The following is a 16,115-nucleotide window of genomic DNA, read 5'->3' on the forward strand; positions in this document are numbered from 1 at the left end:
CGGCGTGGTGGATCAGGACGCAGTCAGCGCGTCATCCACCAGCTTGGCTTGCTGCTGGTTATGCTTGCTCATCAGGCCGGTGGCCGGCGATGCGGCCTCGACCCGGCCGGCATAAACCGGACGCTTCGGCTTCAGGCCGCTATCCGCCAGCACCGCTTCCAGATAGGGCTGGATATAGCTCCAGGCACCCATATTCTTCGGCTCTTCCTGGGCCCAGACCACCAGCTTGGCGTTCTTGTAGCGACCCAGTTCGGCGGCGAGCGCCTTGTGCGGGAAGGGATAGAGCTGTTCGATACGCAGGATCACGGTGTCCTTCAGGCCACGCTTCTCGCGCTCCTCGAACAGATCGTAATAGACCTTGCCGGTGCACAGGATCACACGCTTGATCTTCTCGTCGGCGCTGGGCTGGTTGTCGTCCCACAACACACGATGGAAGGACGAACCCGGCCCCATCTCGCTCAGCTTCGACACCGCCAGCTTGTGGCGCAGCAGCGATTTCGGCGTCATCAGCACCAGCGGCTTGCGGAAATTGCGCTTAAGCTGCCGGCGCAGGATGTGGAAATAGTTGGCCGGCGTGCTGCAATTCGCCACCTGCATGTTGTCTTCGGCGCAGAGTTGCAGATAGCGCTCAAGCCTTGCGGAACTATGCTCCGGCCCCTGGCCTTCATAGCCATGCGGCAGCAGCATCACCAGGCCCGACATGCGCATCCACTTGGCTTCGCCCGAGGAGATGAACTGATCCACCACCACCTGCGCACCATTGGCGAAATCGCCGAACTGGCCTTCCCAGATCGTCAGCGTGTTCGGATCGGCCAGGCTGTAGCCGTAATCATAACCCAGCACCGCCACTTCGGAGAGCAGGCTGTCGATCACTTCATAATTGGCGGCACCGGCGCCGAGATTGTTGAGCGGCACATAGCGCTCCTCGGTCTGCTGATCGTGCCACACCGAATGGCGCTGGCTGAACGTGCCACGGCCACAATCCTGGCCGGAGAGGCGCACACCATGGCCTTCAAGCTGCAAAGAGCCGAAAGCCAGCGCTTCTGCCGTGGCCCAATCAATGCCCTCGCCGTTATCAATCATCGCCTTCTTGGTGGCGAGCTGGCGGGTCAGCGTCTTATGGATGTTGAAACCTTCCGGCACCGTGGTGATGGCGGCGCCAACCTGGCGCAGCACATCCAGTTCCACGGCGGTGGAGCCACGGCGATCATCGCCTGAGGCCACTTCCAGGCCGCTCCACTTGCCTTCCAGCCAATCGGCCTTGTTCGGCTTGAACGACTTCGAGGCTTCCAGTTCCTCTTCCAGACGATTCTGGAAGTTGGTCACCATCGCCTCCGCCTCGGCCTCGCTGAGCGTACCTTCATCCACCAGCCGCTTGGAATAAAGCTGCCGCGTGGTCGGATGGGTGGCAATGGTGCGATACATCACCGGCTGGGTGAAAGACGGATCGTCGGTCTCGTTATGGCCATGGCGGCGATAACAGAACAGGTCGATCACCACATCCTTCTTGAAGGTCTGGCGGAATTCGGTGGCGATCTTCGCCACATGCGTCACCGCCTCGGGATCGTCGCCATTGACATGGAAGATCGGCGCCTGCACCACCTTGGCGCCATCCGACGGATAGGGCGACGAGCGCGAATAGCTCGGGTTGGTGGTGAAACCGATCTGGTTGTTGACGATGATGTGGATGGTGCCGCCGGTGCGGTAGCCGCGCAATTCGGACAGCGCAAAACATTCCGCCACCACGCCCTGGCCGGCAAAGGCCGCATCGCCATGCAGCAGCACGGTCATCACCTGGCCGCGCTCGGTATCGCCAAGCTGGGTCTGCTTGGCGCGCGACTTGCCAAGGCAGACCGGATTGATGATCTCAAGGTGCGACGGATTGGCGGCCAGCGAGAGATGCACCTTGTTGCCATCGAATTCACGATCCGACGAAACACCAAGATGGTACTTCACGTCGCCCGAACCCTGGAAATCGTCGGGATGGTAAGCCATGCCCTTGAATTCCGAGAAGATGGCGCGATACGGCTTGGCCATCACATTGGCGAGCAGGTTGAGGCGGCCGCGATGCGGCATGCCCAATTCGATATCCAGCAGGCCCATCTGGCCGCCGCGCTTGATGATGGCTTCCAGCGCCGGAATCAGCGCTTCGCCGCCTTCCAGGCCGAAACGCTTGGTGCCGGTGAATTTCATGTGGCAGAAACGCTCGAAGATTTCGGCTTCCACCAGCTTGTTCAGGATGGCGCGCTTGCCCTCGGGGGTGAAATGCACCTCCTTGTCGCGGCCTTCGATGCGGGCCTGAATCCAGGCTTTCTGTTCCTGATGGTAGATATGCATGAACTCGACGCCGATGGTCGAGCAATAGGTGCGGCGCAGGATGGCGAGGATTTCGCGCAGGCTCGCGGTTTCCAGGCCGAGCATGAAATCAATAAAGATCGGCCGGTCCATATCGGCTTCCGAGAAGCCATAGGTGGCCGGCTCAAGCTCGGGATGCGCGCCCGGCGCCTGGATGCCCAACGGATCCAGATTGGCCATCAGATGGCCGCGGATGCGGTAATTGCGGATCAGCATCGCGGCGCGGATGGTGTCCAGCGCGGCGGCGCGGGCATCGGCGGCACTGGCACCCGCCTTGAGCGCCTTGTCTGCAGCCTTGGCGGCTTTGCCCTGGTTGCCGAGCAGCCCCTCATCGTCGAGCTGCACCAGCGGCGCCACCGGCTGCCAGGACGGCCGCGTCTTGGCGTCGGCCGGCTGGGCGAAGCCTTCACCCAGCGCGGCGAAGAATTCGCGCCAGGAGGCGTCGACGCTGTTGGGGTCGGCGACGAACTTGCCATACAGCTCCTCCACGAAGGAGCTGTTGCCGCCGTAGAGGAACTGAGTGCGTTCGAGTTGCGCCGTCATGGGGCTGTATGCGGCGCCGCTTGTTGGCCGGCGCCGCCCTCTTCAGTGTTGTGCCGTTACTTCCCGTTCAACAGATCAACCAGCGTGGTGCCGAGCGCCGCCGGGCTATCCGACACGCGGATGCCGGCCGAACGCATGGCCTCAAGCTTGGTTTCAGCATCGCCCTTGCCACCCGAGATGATGGCGCCGGCATGACCCATGCGGCGACCCGGAGGCGCGGTGCGACCGGCGATGAAGCCAACCGTCGGCTTCTTCACCTTGTTCTTACGCATGAACTCGGCCGCCTCTTCCTCAGCCGAGCCACCGATTTCGCCGATCATGATGATGGCTTCGGTTTCCGGGTCCTTCAGGAACAGGTCAAGGCAATCAATGAAGTTGGTGCCGTTCACCGGATCGCCGCCGATGCCGATGCAGGTGGTCTGACCCAGACCGGCTGCCGTGGTCTGCGCCACCGCTTCATAGGTCAGGGTGCCGGAACGCGACACGATGCCGACCTTGCCACGGCGATGGATATGGCCCGGCATGATGCCGATCTTGCATTCGCCGGGTGTGATGATGCCGGGGCAGTTCGGGCCGATCAGGCGGGTCTTGCTGTTGGCCAGGGCGCGCTTCACACGCACCATGTCCAGCACTGGGATGCCCTCGGTGATGCACACCACCAGCTTCACCTGGGCATCAATCGCTTCCAGGATCGAATCGGCGGCAAATGGCGGCGGCACATAGATCACGCTGGCCGTGGCCTTGGTCTTTTTCACCGCGTCGCCCACGGTATCAAAAACCGGCAGGCCGAGATGCTGCGTTCCGCCCTTGCCGGGGGTGACGCCGCCAACCATCTTGGTGCCATAGGCAATGGCCTGTTCGGAATGGAACGTGCCCTGGGCGCCGGTGATGCCCTGGCAGATCACCTTCGTGTCCTTGTTAACGAGAACAGCCATTACGCGGCCTCCTTCACGGCCTTGACCACCTTCTGGGCAGCGTCGGCAAGATTATCGCCAGAAATGATCGGCAGGCCGCTCTCGGCCATGATCTTCTTGCCCAGCTCAACGTTAGTGCCTTCAAGCCGAACGACAAGCGGCACCGACAATTTCACTTCCCGCGCCGCCGCGATCACGCCTTCCGCGATCACGTCGCAGCGCATGATGCCGCCGAAGATATTCACCAGGATGCCCTTCACATTGGGATCCTTGAGAATGATCTTGAACGCAGCGGTGACGCGCTCCTTGGTGGCGCCGCCGCCAACATCGAGGAAGTTGGCCGGCTCGGAGCCGTACAGCTTGATGATGTCCATGGTGGCCATGGCCAGGCCGGCGCCGTTCACCATGCAGCCGATCTTGCCGTCGAGCTTGACATAATTCAGCTCATACTTGGCGGCTTCGAGTTCGGACGGGTCTTCCTCGTCCGGGTCGCGCATCTCAGCCACGTCCTTGTGGCGGAACAGCGCGTTGTCATCGAAGTTCATCTTGGCATCGAGCGCGATCAGGTCGCCGGCGCCGGTGACGACCAGCGGGTTGATCTCGACAATCGAGGCATCCAGCGCAATGAAGGCCTGATACATCGCGGTCAGGAACTTCACCGCCGAGCCGACCTGCTTGTCCTTCAGCTTGAGCGCGAAGGCGATCTTGCGGGCATGGAACGGCTGCAAGCCGGTGACCGGATCAATCGCCAGCTTGAAGATCTTCTTCGGATGCTTGGCGGCCACTTCCTCGATGTCCATGCCGCCTTCGGTGGAGGCCATCACGGTGACACGCGAGGTGGCGCGGTCGATCAGCAGGCTGAGATACAGCTCGCGCTTGATGTCGCAGCCTTCTTCCACATAGAGCCGCTTCACCAGCTTGCCCTCGGGGCCGGTCTGGTGCGTCACCAGGGTCATGCCCAGCATGTTCTTGGCGGTTTCGCTCACCGCGTCGATGGACTTAACCACTTTGACGCCGCCGCCCTTGCCGCGACCGCCGGCATGGATCTGGGCCTTCACCACCCAGACCGGGCCGCCCAGTTCGCGGGCGACATTGGCCGCCTCGTCGGGGGTGAATGCCACGCCGCCGCGGGGCACCGCAACGCCGTATTTCGCAAGCAGGCTCTTGGCCTGGTATTCATGGATATTCATGCGGACCTTCGGATTTTAGGGTAGCCGGCAAAAATAGAGGAACCCTGGCTGTTCTCGGTTCGAAGTGCGGTCGAGGTTATAGCAGCCTTCCGCGCCGCCGCAACCTTTGCCGGGCGTGGCGAATCCGGGTTTTAGACGAAAGTGCGGCCTCAAGCTCGCCTGAATGCTGGCTGTTTCAAATTGTAACGAGATCGGCCGAATTTGTTACCGGCGGCGCTGTAATTCGCGCAACTGGGCCGGGCGCATGCCATAACGGAACAGGCTGTCCGGCAGGGTCGGGTTGAGGTCCAGGGCGGAAAGCGCCACCGTGGTGGTCTGGCCCTGGGCGTCATGCACGGTCCAGCCGGTAAAGCCGAGCGGCCGGTCGGAGAAGCTCAGCACCAGGCTGCCATCATGCGGCTTGCCGGCATCCGCCAGGGTGACCCGCAGCACCGAAGCACCGCGCTCCAGCCGCTGCACCGCCAGTTTCGGATCATCGAAACTGACCTGATCGCGCACCAGGATATCCAGCGGGGTGGAGCCAAGCGGCAGGCGGTCAACCGATTTGAGCTGGCGGTCTTCCATAGTGATATAGCTGCCATCGGAAACGATCAGCAGCGGCGCCGGCGGATCATACTCAAAGCGGAAACGACCCGGGCGTTGCAAGGCGATCAGCCCTTCGGCGGCGCTGCCATCCGGGCCAATTTGCAGAAAGCGCCCCATCAGGCTGCGGATACTGTTGAAATAACTGGCCAGACGATCCAGCTCGGCCCGCTCGGCCGGCGACAATTTGGCCTGCGCCGGCCAGGCAAATGTGAATAGCAGGCCGGCCAAACCAGTGGCGAGCAGGCTGCGGCGCGATGGGGTATTCTGCGTCATGCCCATGGCTTAACTGTCGCTGATGGCGAAATCAAGGCGGCTTCCGCCCTGCCCGCCTTGTGCTAACATTCACCCTCGCATGCCAAAGCGACAATGATTTCCATCCAGAAGCAGGGAATAGTCATGATTCTTACCACCACCGACAGCGTGGACGGCAAGCGCATCACCGCCTATCTGGGCGTGGTTTCGGGCGAAACCGTGATGGGCACCAATATCTTCAAGGACTTTTTTGCCGGCGTGCGCGATATCGTGGGCGGCCGAACCAAAAGCTATGAAGGCGTACTGAACGACGCCAAGCAGGAAGCCCTGCAAGACCTGGCCGAGGCAGCCAAGAAGCTTGGCGCCGATGCCGTGGTGGGGATTGACCTGGATTATGAGGCCATCGGTGGCGGCGGCGACCGCACCCTGCTGATGGTGACCGCCAATGGCACGGCCGTAAAGCTCGGCTAACACCTTATAAAGATTGCGTTATTGCAGCTTATATGTTTTTGCATTGCCAACTTAACGACCGTTCGTTATTATCTCTGCCATGATCGCCCTTGCCGATACCCGCAACCGCATCCTGGCCGCCGCGCTTGACGCCGCCAGCCTGGAGGGTTTTCGCGGCCTGTCGCTGGCGCCCTTGGCGGCCCGGCTGCATTTGAGCAAAACCGGCGTGGTGCTGCCTTTCGGCAACAAGCAGGGCCTGCAAATGGCGGTGCTGGAAACCGCAATGGCACGCTTCATGGCCGCCGTGTTTCAGCCCAGCCTGCTGGCGCCGCGTGGCCTGCCACGGCTGAACGCGCTGATGCGGCATTGGCTGAATTGGCTGGATCAGGCAGACGGCCTGCCCGGCGGCTGCCCGCTGATCCCCGCCACCCGGGAATGGGACGATCTGGCCGGGCCGCTACAAGAGAAGCTGCGCCACAGCTATCGGCAATGGGTGGCGACACTGGAGGAAATGGTGCGCCGCGCCCAGCGCCAGGGCCAGCTGACGATGGCTGCCGATGCCGCCCAAATCGTATTCGGCCTTTACTGCATCATCCTGCAAGCACAGCAGGAATACCGCCTGTTGCAGCGCCCGGATTGGCGCCAGCGTGCCGAGCAGGCTTATGCCGACCTGCTGGCGCGCCACAAAATTCCTTAACCCCCCCCCAAGAAAAGCCTCCCCAGGCCCAAGCAAAGGAAACCAGCCATGTCACTGCGCAAAATTAGCACGAACGTACGCAATATAATCAAACTCGGCAGCCTGCGGCTGGGCTACCGCCTGGGCTTCGCCCTGGCGCCGGGCCTGGCCGCCGAGCAAGCGGCCCGGCTGTTTCTCAAGCCGCAGCGCCAGGCGCCGACCTGGTTGCCGGAGCCGCAGGAGCATGCTCCAGCCCGCAACGGGCCAACCGCGTTCCGCCTGCTGGGGCCGCAAGGCGAGTTGTTTGCCTGGAGCTGGGGCAGCGGCCCCACCGTGCTGGTGGTGCATGGCTGGGAAGACGATCACCGTGGCCTGACGCCGCTGATCGACCGCCTGACCTGGGCCGGCTTCCGTGTGGTGGCACTTGACCTGCCGGGCCATGGCAAATCCGCTGCCGCGTCGGGCGGCCTGGCGCCCATTCCGGTGCTGGCCGAGGCCGTGGCCGCTGTGGCCCGGCTGGTCGGCCCGCTGGAAGCCATCGTGGCGCATTCGCTCGGCGGCACGGCCACCATGCTGGCGCTGAGTGAATTGGGCGTTGATGCCCGTCGCGCCGTGATCCTGGCCTCGCCCAACCACCCGGAGCATTTCGCCCGTGGCGTGGCCCGCTTGCTCGGGCTGGGAGATAATCAGTTCAGCCGCATGCGCGCCGCCATCGAGCGCTTGGCCGGCCGGCCGCTGGATGCACTGCATCTGCCGCCATTGCTGCGCCGGCTGAACCTGCCGGCGCTGTTCCTGCATGATGCTGGCGACCGCGTGGTGCCGCTGCAACATAGCCGCGACAATGCGGCTGCCTGGCATGGCGCCCGGCTGGAAGTGCTGCACGGCCTGGGCCATCGCCGCCTGCTGGCCGATCCGCAGGTGCTGGAGCAGGTGGTGGGTTTTGTTGCCGACACAACGCCGCAAAGCCGGGCCATGCAGGCGGAGCGCGCCGCGTAACCAAAGATTGTGCAATGCGGGATTAATTCTGGCTCGGAATCGGAGCGGATTCAGCATATTACGGGATAATGAATGTTCCAGCCGCCGCTTCTGCGCACAGCAACCTGGTCTTATGCGAGACCGTCGAAGACCTCTACACGCCGCGTGGCCGGGCCGCCCTGGCGCGTGCCTGCCGTGATCATCTGGAGGAAAACAAGCTGATTCCGCTGGAATTGCTTTCCTCCAGCGAGCAGGCCCGGCTGGTGATCAACAGCGAGACCATGTTCGGCTCGCTGTTGCAGCAGGTCGCCATCGCCCAGGCCCAGGCGCTGAAACAAAGTGTGCGCGACCGGGCCAAGAAGCTGACCAGCATCATCAATCAGGCTGTCACCCAGACCACCAGCTTTGAGCGCAAGCTGCCGCCGCCGCCGGTGGATGCCGCCGGTCTGTCCAAACTGGCGGAGAGCGACCCGCTCTATGGCGAGCGTATCGCTTTTGTGGCGCTGGCTCGGCATCTCGCCTTCAGCCGTAGCTGGACCGAAAAGACCGAGCGCTGCTTTGCCTTGCTGGGCCGGCCAGACAAGCAACTGGCCGATGCGGCGGCGCAAGGCATCATCACCGCCGCCCTGGCCGAGATCATGCTGGTGCGCACCGGGGTGCCGGAATTGCTGGGCAAGGCGCGCAACCCGATGCATCGCATTGCCCAGCTCTTGTCGCTGCTGGATGCCCGCTTCGCGCTGCCGGCCGAGGAGCCGGTCACCGAGATAGCTGAAAAGCTGACCGCACTGATCCGCAGCCAGCAGCCGGCAGCTTTGCGCGATGCCGTGGTGCAATTGATCCGACGCCTGTTGGATAATCCGATTGCCTTCGCTGCCGAGGAACCCTCCGAGGAATTCCGCGCCACCCGCCTGGTTTATGAAACCCTGATCCGCGATTCGGCGCTGGCGCTGGAAATCGGCGTGGCCGATCCGATGGAAATCCGCATGCGCCGGCTGGTGACACGGGAAAACCTCACCCGCCTGGTGCCGGGCGCCTATAGCGGCCCCAAGCTGATGCAGGCGCTGATGCTGTATGAGCAGACCATCGGCGAAGGCGCCCGCGAAATTCTGCTGAAATATGCCGTCTACATGGCCGAACACCGCGACTTCGCCAAGGAATTTGCCGATCCCAGCACCAGCACCGAAGAAAAGCTGGAAATGGCTCTCGAAATCCGCGCCAAACTGGCCACATCCGGCCTGCCCGATCATCGCCGCGAAAAACTCACCCTGCTGCTGGATGGCCTGATCAACCAGCTCAAGGTTGGTGAGCAGCGCCGCGCGCCACGCACCATGTGTGGCCCGGAAGACCATGTTGTGGTTGAAAACATCAAGGTGCCGCTGCGCAACTGGAGCGCCCTTGGCCTGCTCTTCGGCCCGCTTTCGGCCACGTTGGACCTGGGCCAGAAGCTGCATCTGACGGTGCGGATCAAAAATCCGAAAATCTCCATCGCCTTCGATGCCGAGGCGGAAGTGCTGCGCTGCGGCGAGGATGGCTTGGTGGCGGTGAAATACCATTGCCCGGATCGCCAGATCAGCAAGATGATCCAGCAATATTTTGATCCGGTGGGCGCGGCCAAGGGCTGACCGGCTACCAAGCCACCAAGCCGTGGTCGTGTACTATCGCCATGGCTTCGGGCGGCACACGATCGCCAAACAATACAGCGTTGTGGCAGCCATAACGGGCCGATGGCACGATCAAACCATCGAATTCCAGGAAATGCGCCACTTCGCCAATCTGCTGCGTGCGCGGATATTCCTGTGATTTATCCTGATAGGATAGCCGGCCATATCTGCTCACATCCAAGCCGAGGGCTGACAGCGCATCCAGGTCGAGCAGCTTCAGCGCCCGGCCGACACGAACCTGAAGTTCAAACAGCTTGTATCTTACCCTGCTCGGCATCACCGGCTGGCCGCGCATCAGGTGAAAGCGCATTTCCTCTATCGCCCCCTGACGTTCCAGCGACGTGTAAAGCACATCAAAGCTGCCATCATCCCATCGGCCACCCGAGGCGCTGAAACGCAGGGGGTCACGCCCTTCGCGGACGATGCGCCAGACCGGGCCTGCATATTCGACCGGCGCAATGGCTTCCAGCGCATCAATCAGCGCATTGTCCCGCCTCGGGATGGCATTCGCCATGGTCAGAGGTAAACGTCGTTATCCAGGCGATCCAGCACCGCCAGCACTTCAATCGTGCGGCCCTGGTTTATCAGGTCAATCGCCCGCTCGCCGTTCAATTGCGGATGCAGCGCGTAAAGCCAGGTGCGGATTTCCTCCGGGGCATAAAACTCCTGCAACCGCCCGACAACATAATAGAGATCAGATAGCACCAGCTCATTCTTCGGCTGCGGCTTGATATCGCCGGCTTTCCAGCGCGATACGGTGGCCTTGGACACCGCCGTTATATTGGCGATATCTGCACCCTTCAGGCCGCCAACCTTGCCCAATTCATCAATATATCGGACCACGGTTCCCAGCATGACGCCTCCGGTGCGGGCAAGTATTGCGGCATATCGGTTTCACAAATCGTAATTAAGAAACCAATATGCAATATCAAGCGCCGTTTCTCGGCCCAAGGCAAACAAAAAAAGCCCCGGCGGATCGCTCCGCCGGGGCTTCGTTTAGCCGAACAGGCTGGGATCAGGCGTCTTCGCCGTCCTTCTTGGCGGCCTTGGCGCGGTTCATCGCAGCGCCCAGGATGTCGCCGAGCGAAGCGCCCGAATCGGCGGAACCATACTGTTCCATCGCTTCACGCTCTTCCTCGATCTCGCGCGCCTTGACCGACAGGCTCAGCTTGCGGGCCTTGCCGTCGATGGTGACGATCTTGGCGTCGATCTTGTCGCCCACCGAGTAGCGATCCGGGCGCTGCTCGTCGCGATCACGCGACAGCTCAGCCTTGCGGATATAGCCCTGCACGCCGTCGCCGACGCTGACCGTGATACCGCGCGGATCAACCGCCGACACGGTGCAGGTGACAACGTCGCCCTTCTTCAGGCTGCCGAGCGACTGGAACGGATCGTTGGCGAGTTGCTTGATGCCGAGCGAGATACGCTCCTTCTCGGTATCCACATCGAGCACCTGGGCCTTGACGATCTGGCCCTTCTGATACTCCTTGATGGCTTCTTCGCCAGCCTTGTTCCAGTCGAGATCCGACAGATGGACCATGCCGTCGACCTGACCGTCGAGACCGATGAACAGACCGAATTCGGTGATGTTCTTGATCTCGCCTTCGATGATCGAACCAATCGGATGCTTGTCTGCGAAGGCGTCCCACGGATTGGCCAGGCACTGCTTGAGGCCCAGGCTGATACGGCGCTTGGCCGGATCGACTTCCAGGATCATCACTTCCACTTCCTGAGAGGTGGAAACGATCTTGCCCGGATGGACGTTCTTCTTGGTCCAGCTCATCTCTGAGACGTGCACCAGACCTTCGACGCCCGGCTCCAGCTCCACAAAGGCGCCGTAGTCGGTGATGTTGGTGACGCGACCGATGAACTTGGCCGTGACCGGATACTTCGACTTCACGCCTTCCCACGGATCGGCTTCGAGCTGCTTCATGCCGAGCGAGATGCGCTGGGTTTCCGGATTGACGCGGATCACCTGCACCTTGACGGTCTGGCCGATGGTCAGCACCTCGGACGGGTGGTTGACGCGGCGCCAGGCGATGTCGGTGACATGCAGCAGGCCGTCCACACCGCCGAGATCAACGAACGCACCGTAATCGGTGATGTTCTTGACCACGCCGTCGAGGATCTGACCTTCCTTGAGGTTGGACACCAGTTCCGAACGGGCCTCGGCGCGGCTCTCTTCGAGCACGGCGCGGCGCGACACCACGATATTGCCGCGGCGGCGATCCATCTTGAGGATCTGGAACTGCATCGGGTTGCCCATCAGCGGGCCGACATCGCGCACCGGGCGCACGTCAACCTGGCTGCCGGGCAGGAAGGCCACGGCGCCGGACAGGTCGACGGTGAAGCCGCCCTTGACCTTGCCGAACAGGATGCCTTCGACGCGCAGATTGGCGTTGAACGCCTGTTCCAGCTTTTCCCAGGCTTCTTCGCGGCGGGCCTTGTCGCGGCTGATCACCGCTTCGCCCATGGCGTTTTCGATACGCTCGAGGTAGACCTCGACCACATCGCCCACCTTGATCTCGGCCTGCTGGCCGGGACCGGCGAATTCCTTCATCGAAATGCGGCCTTCGCACTTGAGGCCAACATCGATCAGGGCAAAATCATTCTCAATCGAGACCACGACGCCCTTGACCACGGAACCTTCCATGGAATTGGACGTGCTGAACGATTCATCCAGCAACGCGGCAAAGTTCTCGACTTCCAGCTGCTCCATCGGTTGGGCGGCAGCGGCGCTACGTTTAGCCATATTGTCTCCTGAATACCCCAGATGTTGGTGCCTGCCGACGGCGCCAGGGCTTATCCTGGGGCATGTCGCGGGGTGGTGCAGGCAGTCCGGCGCAGACGCGGCGACGGAGAGAGTTTGGGTTAAACCGCCCGGGGCGGCGTCAGCGCCCCAGAACCCGGGCTACAATATCAGCCGCAGCCTGGGCGGCGGCATCTATAGCCAAATCGGATGTATCGAGCAAGAGGGCATCGTCGGCCGGCTTCAAGGGCGCCGTGGCGCGGGCGCTGTCCTGGGCATCGCGGCGGCGCAGATCGGCCAGCACGGTGGCGAAATCCGCTGCTGCGGCGCCATCGCGGGCCAGCAATTCCTGGTGTCGCCGTGTGGCGCGCACAGTATCGCTGGCAGTGACGAACAGCTTTACGTTCGCATTTGGGCAGACCACAGTGCCGATATCGCGGCCATCCAGCACCGCCCCGGCTGCGCCGCCCGGCGGATGCGCGGCGTAGTTGCGCTGATAATGCAGCAAAGCGGCCCGAACCCCCGGCACCGAAGCCACCTTGGAAGCCGCCAGCCCCACCGCCTCGCTGCGTAGATCGGCGGCCACCAGATCCTCGGCCGTCAGCCCCTCGGCCGTATCGGCGGCAAAGCCGTCATCGCCCGGATCGCCGCCCAGTCGCAGCACCTTGGAACCAACTGCCCGATAGAGCGCGCCGGTATCGAGATAGGCAAAACCAAAGCGCGCGGCGAGTTTGCGCGCCAAAGTGCCTTTGCCGGCCGCCACCGGGCCATCTATCGCCACCACAAAAGCCATAACACGCTCCATTATGCTATCGCCGCTGTGTATATCAGGGCGCTAGACGTTGAAATACTCAGACAATAGCCATGAACAAAACGCATGGCAGCCAGCGACTCTTTGCAATTGCCGCTAGGGCATCATTTGAGCATTTTCGCGCCAGACCACAACCGGCATTCGCGATTCTTCGCGGATGACGGGTGGCCGTCCTCCGCGGGAAGGGGGGCGCATAGAGCGCCGATGGGATGGCGAAGCGATACCGTCGCCATCCAGCCACATCGGCATTCCTTTCTGCTATTGTAGCCGCCTTCTAGAATTTGGAAGGCCGGGGGAAGTCATGCGCCTGTTATCCCGTTTCAGCATTGGTGTGCGGATTTTTGTTGTACTCGGCCTGATGGCCGCACTCACCATTGGCGTCAGCGTCATGGGCGTGAACGGCCTTGACCGCTATGAGGCGCAATCCAACACCATGACCGCAGTGTCTGAACGCGCCATGCTGAGCCTGAAGACCAATGCCCTGGTCAACCAGATGGTGGGCGATACCCGGGCGGTCTACACGGCGCGCAATGCAGATGAAATGAAAATCTATGCCACCGATTTAGCCAAGGTGATCAAGGAAACCGAAGCCCTGGTGGACGTGTGGCAGAGCAAGGTGCCGCCGGAAAGCCTGGAGGCCTTTGACAAGCAGGTGAAGCAGCCGCTGGTTGCCTTCATCAAGAGCCGCCAAGCCATCGCCAAGGTGGCTGATGAAGAAAGCCCGATCAGCGCCCAGCTGGAAGCCGACCGCGAGGATTACCGCGACCTGCGCCTGAAGATTGCCGCCACCCTGGTTACGGTAAGCGACCGCAATGCCAAGTCGGTGGAGGAGATGAATACGGCGCTCTCGGTGTTTTACAACACCCAGCGCCCCACCATGATCTGGGGTTCGGCGGCCGGCCTTGTGGTGGTTCTGGCCCTGGCCCTGCTGATTGTGCTGGCCACCATCACCCGGCCGATTGGCGGCATCACGGCGGCGATGCGCCAGCTTGCCACCGGCGATCTGGAAACCCGCATCCTCGGCGCCGAGCGGCGCGACGAGATCGGCGCCATGGCCAAGGCGGTTGGTGTGTTCAAGGATAATATGGTGGCGCGTGCCGAAGCCGAGGCTCAGATCGAGGCGCAGCGCAGCGCCGATGAAACCGCCCGCGCCGAGCGTGCCGCCCGTGAACAATCCGCCATCACCGAGATCAGCCAGCTTTGCGACCGCATCGCTGCCGGCGACCTGAACAGCCGGCTTGACGAAGCCGGCAAGGAAGGTTTCCTGCTCAGCATGAGCCAGCAGCTCAACAGCCTGGCCGCCATGCTGCAAACCATGACCGGCGAATTGGCCAGCATCACCTCGGCACTGGCCGAAGGCAGCCTCGACCGCAATGTGACCGGCGACTATGCCGGTGTGTTCGGCGAATTGAAGCAGAGTGTGAATGGCATGGCCGCCACCTTGCGCGATTTCGCCACCCGGCTCGGCACCGCCACCCATGCGGTGCGCGATGCCTCGTCGGAGATTTCCGCCGGCAGCCAGGATCTGGCGCAGCGCACCGAAAGCCAGGCTGCCAGCATTGAGGAAACCGCCGCCTCGATGCAGGAGATCACCGCCACGGTGAAGCAGAATGCCGAAAATGCCCAGGCCGCCAACCAGCTTGCCACCACGGCGCGCGAGACCGCCAATAAGGGCGGCAGCATTGTGGGCGAAGCCGTGCGCGCCATGGCCGGCATTGAGGACAGTGCCCGCAAGATTTCCGAGATCATGGCCCTGATCGACGAAATCGCCTTCCAGACCAACCTGCTGGCGCTGAATGCCAGCGTGGAAGCGGCCCGCGCCGGTGAAGCGGGCAAAGGCTTCGCCGTTGTGGCGCAGGAAGTGCGCAGCCTGGCGCAGCGTTCCGCCGGTGCCTCAAAGGATATCAAGAGCCTGATCGGCCAGTCCAACAGCCAGGTGCGCCAGGGTGCCAGCCTGGTGCAGCAGGCCGGCGCCAGCCTGGAGGATATTGTCAGCGCGGTGAAGAAGGTGGCTGATATCGTGGCCGAGATCGCTGCCGCCAGCCAGGAGCAGGCCACCGGCCTGGACCAGATCAACACCGCCGTGGCCAGCATGGATGAAACCACCCAGCGCAACGGCGCCCTGGTGGAAGAAACCTCGGCTGCCGCGCAAGCCCTGTCGAGCCAGGCCGAACAGCTTTCCAGGCTGGTGGCCTTCTTCCGCCTTGGCAACAGCGCCGGCAAACCCGCCGCTGCTGCACAGCCTGCTATCGCAGCCAAGACAACCTATGCCGCCAAGCCGGCAGTGCTGCACAAGCCCGCCACCCTGCAAAAGCCTGCCGCAGCAGCGCTGAAGCGCCCGGCGCTGAAAGTGGCCGGCGGCACCACCGTCGCTGCCGCCGCAAGGCCGGCCGATGATGGCGAATGGGCCGAATTCTGAGCCGGAGGAAAACAGCATGAACGAGATCACCAACGGCCATAACGCTTCGGACCACGGCAATGCCGGCGATGCCAATCTGCCGCATGACTATCTGACCTTTGCCATCGCCAGCGAAATCTATGGCATCGACATCCTGACCGTGCGCGAAATCCGCGGCTGGACCCAGGAAAACCCGCTGCCCAACGCGGCGCCGCATATGCGCGGCGTGATCAACCTACGCGGCGAGGTGGTGCCGATCCTGGACCTGCGGCTCAAGCTGGGCGCGCAGGCCGAGGCGCCGAGCCATACCAATGTGGTGATCGTGGTGGCGGCGGCCGACAATGTCTGCGGCCTGCTGGTCGATTCGGTTTCCGACATATTGTCGTTGCTGCCAAAGGACATGCAGCCAGTGCCGGCCACCGCACTGACTGGCGACCATGCCTATATCGCGGCGCTGGCAACCCGCGACGACCGCATGGTGTCACTGCTCGACCCGGTGCAATTGCTGGGCGCACGCCCTGCTCTGCCGGCCCTCACCAGCCAGGCCGCCTAGGCA

General features: G+C 62.6%; 14 protein-coding genes. 6 read left to right on the top strand and 8 right to left on the bottom strand.

The features are described from left to right. Nucleotides 1-12: 12 nt before the first annotated feature. The 4 genes from KBB36_RS04775 to KBB36_RS04790 all read right to left on the bottom strand — a co-directional run bounded on the left by KBB36_RS04775 (nt 13) and on the right by KBB36_RS04790 (nt 5,860). Complete coding sequence (locus tag KBB36_RS04775; RefSeq protein ID WP_290977551.1) at nt 13-2,898, bottom strand: 2-oxoglutarate dehydrogenase E1 component; 2,886 nt, start codon at nt 2,896-2,898, stop codon at nt 13-15. Nucleotides 2,899-2,954: 56 nt separating this feature from the next. Continuing rightward, nucleotides 2,955-3,833 (bottom strand): succinate--CoA ligase subunit alpha, encoded by an 879-nt coding sequence (gene sucD / locus KBB36_RS04780; protein ID WP_290977553.1) that lies wholly within the window; start codon nt 3,831-3,833, stop codon nt 2,955-2,957. Continuing rightward, nucleotides 3,833-5,002 (bottom strand): ADP-forming succinate--CoA ligase subunit beta, encoded by a 1,170-nt coding sequence (sucC, locus tag KBB36_RS04785; RefSeq protein ID WP_290977555.1) that lies wholly within the window; start codon nt 5,000-5,002, stop codon nt 3,833-3,835. Before sucC ends, sucD begins: the two co-directional genes overlap by 1 nt. Nucleotides 5,003-5,206: 204 nt before the next feature. After that, on the bottom strand, nt 5,207-5,860 hold the full coding sequence (locus tag KBB36_RS04790) for an outer membrane lipoprotein carrier protein LolA (protein WP_290977557.1): 654 nt from the start codon (nt 5,858-5,860) through the stop codon (nt 5,207-5,209). 123 nt (nt 5,861-5,983) lie between these two features. On the opposite strand from KBB36_RS04790, the gene KBB36_RS04795 reads away from it, so the two are divergent. The 4 genes from KBB36_RS04795 to KBB36_RS04810 all read left to right on the top strand — a co-directional run bounded on the left by KBB36_RS04795 (nt 5,984) and on the right by KBB36_RS04810 (nt 9,562). Further along, complete coding sequence (locus tag KBB36_RS04795; RefSeq protein WP_290977559.1) at nt 5,984-6,310, top strand: YbjQ family protein; 327 nt, start codon at nt 5,984-5,986, stop codon at nt 6,308-6,310. A 79-nt stretch (nt 6,311-6,389) separates the two neighbouring features. Then, a complete protein-coding gene (locus KBB36_RS04800; RefSeq protein ID WP_290977561.1) occupies nt 6,390-6,986 on the top strand; it encodes a TetR/AcrR family transcriptional regulator in 597 nt (198 codons plus the stop codon). Between the two features lie 48 nt (nt 6,987-7,034). Beyond that, nucleotides 7,035-7,961: an alpha/beta fold hydrolase gene (locus KBB36_RS04805; RefSeq protein WP_290977563.1), complete on the top strand. Its 927-nt coding sequence runs from the start codon at nt 7,035-7,037 to the stop codon at nt 7,959-7,961. 68 nt (nt 7,962-8,029) lie between these two features. Further along, nucleotides 8,030-9,562 carry a hypothetical protein gene (locus KBB36_RS04810; protein WP_290977565.1) on the top strand — a complete coding sequence of 511 codons (1,533 nt, stop codon included), beginning with the start codon at nt 8,030-8,032 and terminating at the stop codon, nt 9,560-9,562. 4 nt (nt 9,563-9,566) lie between these two features. Here the strand turns inward: KBB36_RS04810 and KBB36_RS04815 are convergent, their stop codons facing one another. From KBB36_RS04815 to KBB36_RS04830, 4 genes are all read right to left on the bottom strand, one after another. After that, nucleotides 9,567-10,115 carry an RES family NAD+ phosphorylase gene (locus tag KBB36_RS04815; RefSeq protein ID WP_290977567.1) on the bottom strand — a complete coding sequence of 183 codons (549 nt, stop codon included), beginning with the start codon at nt 10,113-10,115 and terminating at the stop codon, nt 9,567-9,569. Nucleotides 10,116-10,117: 2 nt separating this feature from the next. Further along, on the bottom strand, nt 10,118-10,456 hold the full coding sequence (locus tag KBB36_RS04820; protein WP_290977569.1) for a hypothetical protein: 339 nt from the start codon (nt 10,454-10,456) through the stop codon (nt 10,118-10,120). Nucleotides 10,457-10,616: 160 nt separating this feature from the next. After that, complete coding sequence (rpsA, locus tag KBB36_RS04825; protein WP_290977571.1) at nt 10,617-12,353, bottom strand: 30S ribosomal protein S1; 1,737 nt, start codon at nt 12,351-12,353, stop codon at nt 10,617-10,619. Nucleotides 12,354-12,492: 139 nt separating this feature from the next. Next, entirely contained in the window at nt 12,493-13,155 is a 663-nt protein-coding gene (locus KBB36_RS04830; RefSeq protein WP_290977573.1) for a (d)CMP kinase, read from the bottom strand. A gap of 307 nt (nt 13,156-13,462) precedes the next feature. Between KBB36_RS04830 and KBB36_RS04835 the strand changes: the two genes are divergently transcribed. Together KBB36_RS04835 and KBB36_RS04840 are read left to right on the top strand one after the other, a co-directional pair. Beyond that, the gene (locus KBB36_RS04835; protein WP_290977574.1) at nt 13,463-15,580 is read left to right on the top strand and encodes a methyl-accepting chemotaxis protein; all 2,118 of its coding nucleotides are present in this window, start codon (nt 13,463-13,465) and stop codon (nt 15,578-15,580) included. A 16-nt stretch (nt 15,581-15,596) separates the two neighbouring features. After that, nucleotides 15,597-16,112, top strand: coding sequence for a chemotaxis protein CheW (locus KBB36_RS04840; RefSeq protein ID WP_290977576.1), 516 nt, complete (start codon nt 15,597-15,599; stop codon nt 16,110-16,112). The last annotated feature ends 3 nt before the right edge of the window (nt 16,113-16,115 follow it).

Source organism: Ferrovibrio sp. (genome assembly GCF_017994015.1).
GTDB lineage: Bacteria > Pseudomonadota > Alphaproteobacteria > Ferrovibrionales > Ferrovibrionaceae > Ferrovibrio.

Coding starts and splice junctions, on each gene's coding strand:
- KBB36_RS04775 (WP_290977551.1), bottom strand. CDS start 2,898: ATGACGGCGCAACTCGAACGCACTCAGTTCCTCTACGGCGGCAACAGC.
- sucD (WP_290977553.1), bottom strand. CDS start 3,833: ATGGCTGTTCTCGTTAACAAGGACACGAAGGTGATCTGCCAGGGCATC.
- sucC (WP_290977555.1), bottom strand. CDS start 5,002: ATGAATATCCATGAATACCAGGCCAAGAGCCTGCTTGCGAAATACGGC.
- KBB36_RS04790 (WP_290977557.1), bottom strand. CDS start 5,860: ATGACGCAGAATACCCCATCGCGCCGCAGCCTGCTCGCCACTGGTTTG.
- KBB36_RS04795 (WP_290977559.1), top strand. CDS start 5,984: ATGATTCTTACCACCACCGACAGCGTGGACGGCAAGCGCATCACCGCC.
- KBB36_RS04800 (WP_290977561.1), top strand. CDS start 6,390: ATGATCGCCCTTGCCGATACCCGCAACCGCATCCTGGCCGCCGCGCTT.
- KBB36_RS04805 (WP_290977563.1), top strand. CDS start 7,035: ATGTCACTGCGCAAAATTAGCACGAACGTACGCAATATAATCAAACTC.
- KBB36_RS04810 (WP_290977565.1), top strand. CDS start 8,030: ATGAATGTTCCAGCCGCCGCTTCTGCGCACAGCAACCTGGTCTTATGC.
- KBB36_RS04815 (WP_290977567.1), bottom strand. CDS start 10,115: ATGGCGAATGCCATCCCGAGGCGGGACAATGCGCTGATTGATGCGCTG.
- KBB36_RS04820 (WP_290977569.1), bottom strand. CDS start 10,456: ATGCTGGGAACCGTGGTCCGATATATTGATGAATTGGGCAAGGTTGGC.
- rpsA (WP_290977571.1), bottom strand. CDS start 12,353: ATGGCTAAACGTAGCGCCGCTGCCGCCCAACCGATGGAGCAGCTGGAA.
- KBB36_RS04830 (WP_290977573.1), bottom strand. CDS start 13,155: ATGGAGCGTGTTATGGCTTTTGTGGTGGCGATAGATGGCCCGGTGGCG.
- KBB36_RS04835 (WP_290977574.1), top strand. CDS start 13,463: ATGCGCCTGTTATCCCGTTTCAGCATTGGTGTGCGGATTTTTGTTGTA.
- KBB36_RS04840 (WP_290977576.1), top strand. CDS start 15,597: ATGAACGAGATCACCAACGGCCATAACGCTTCGGACCACGGCAATGCC.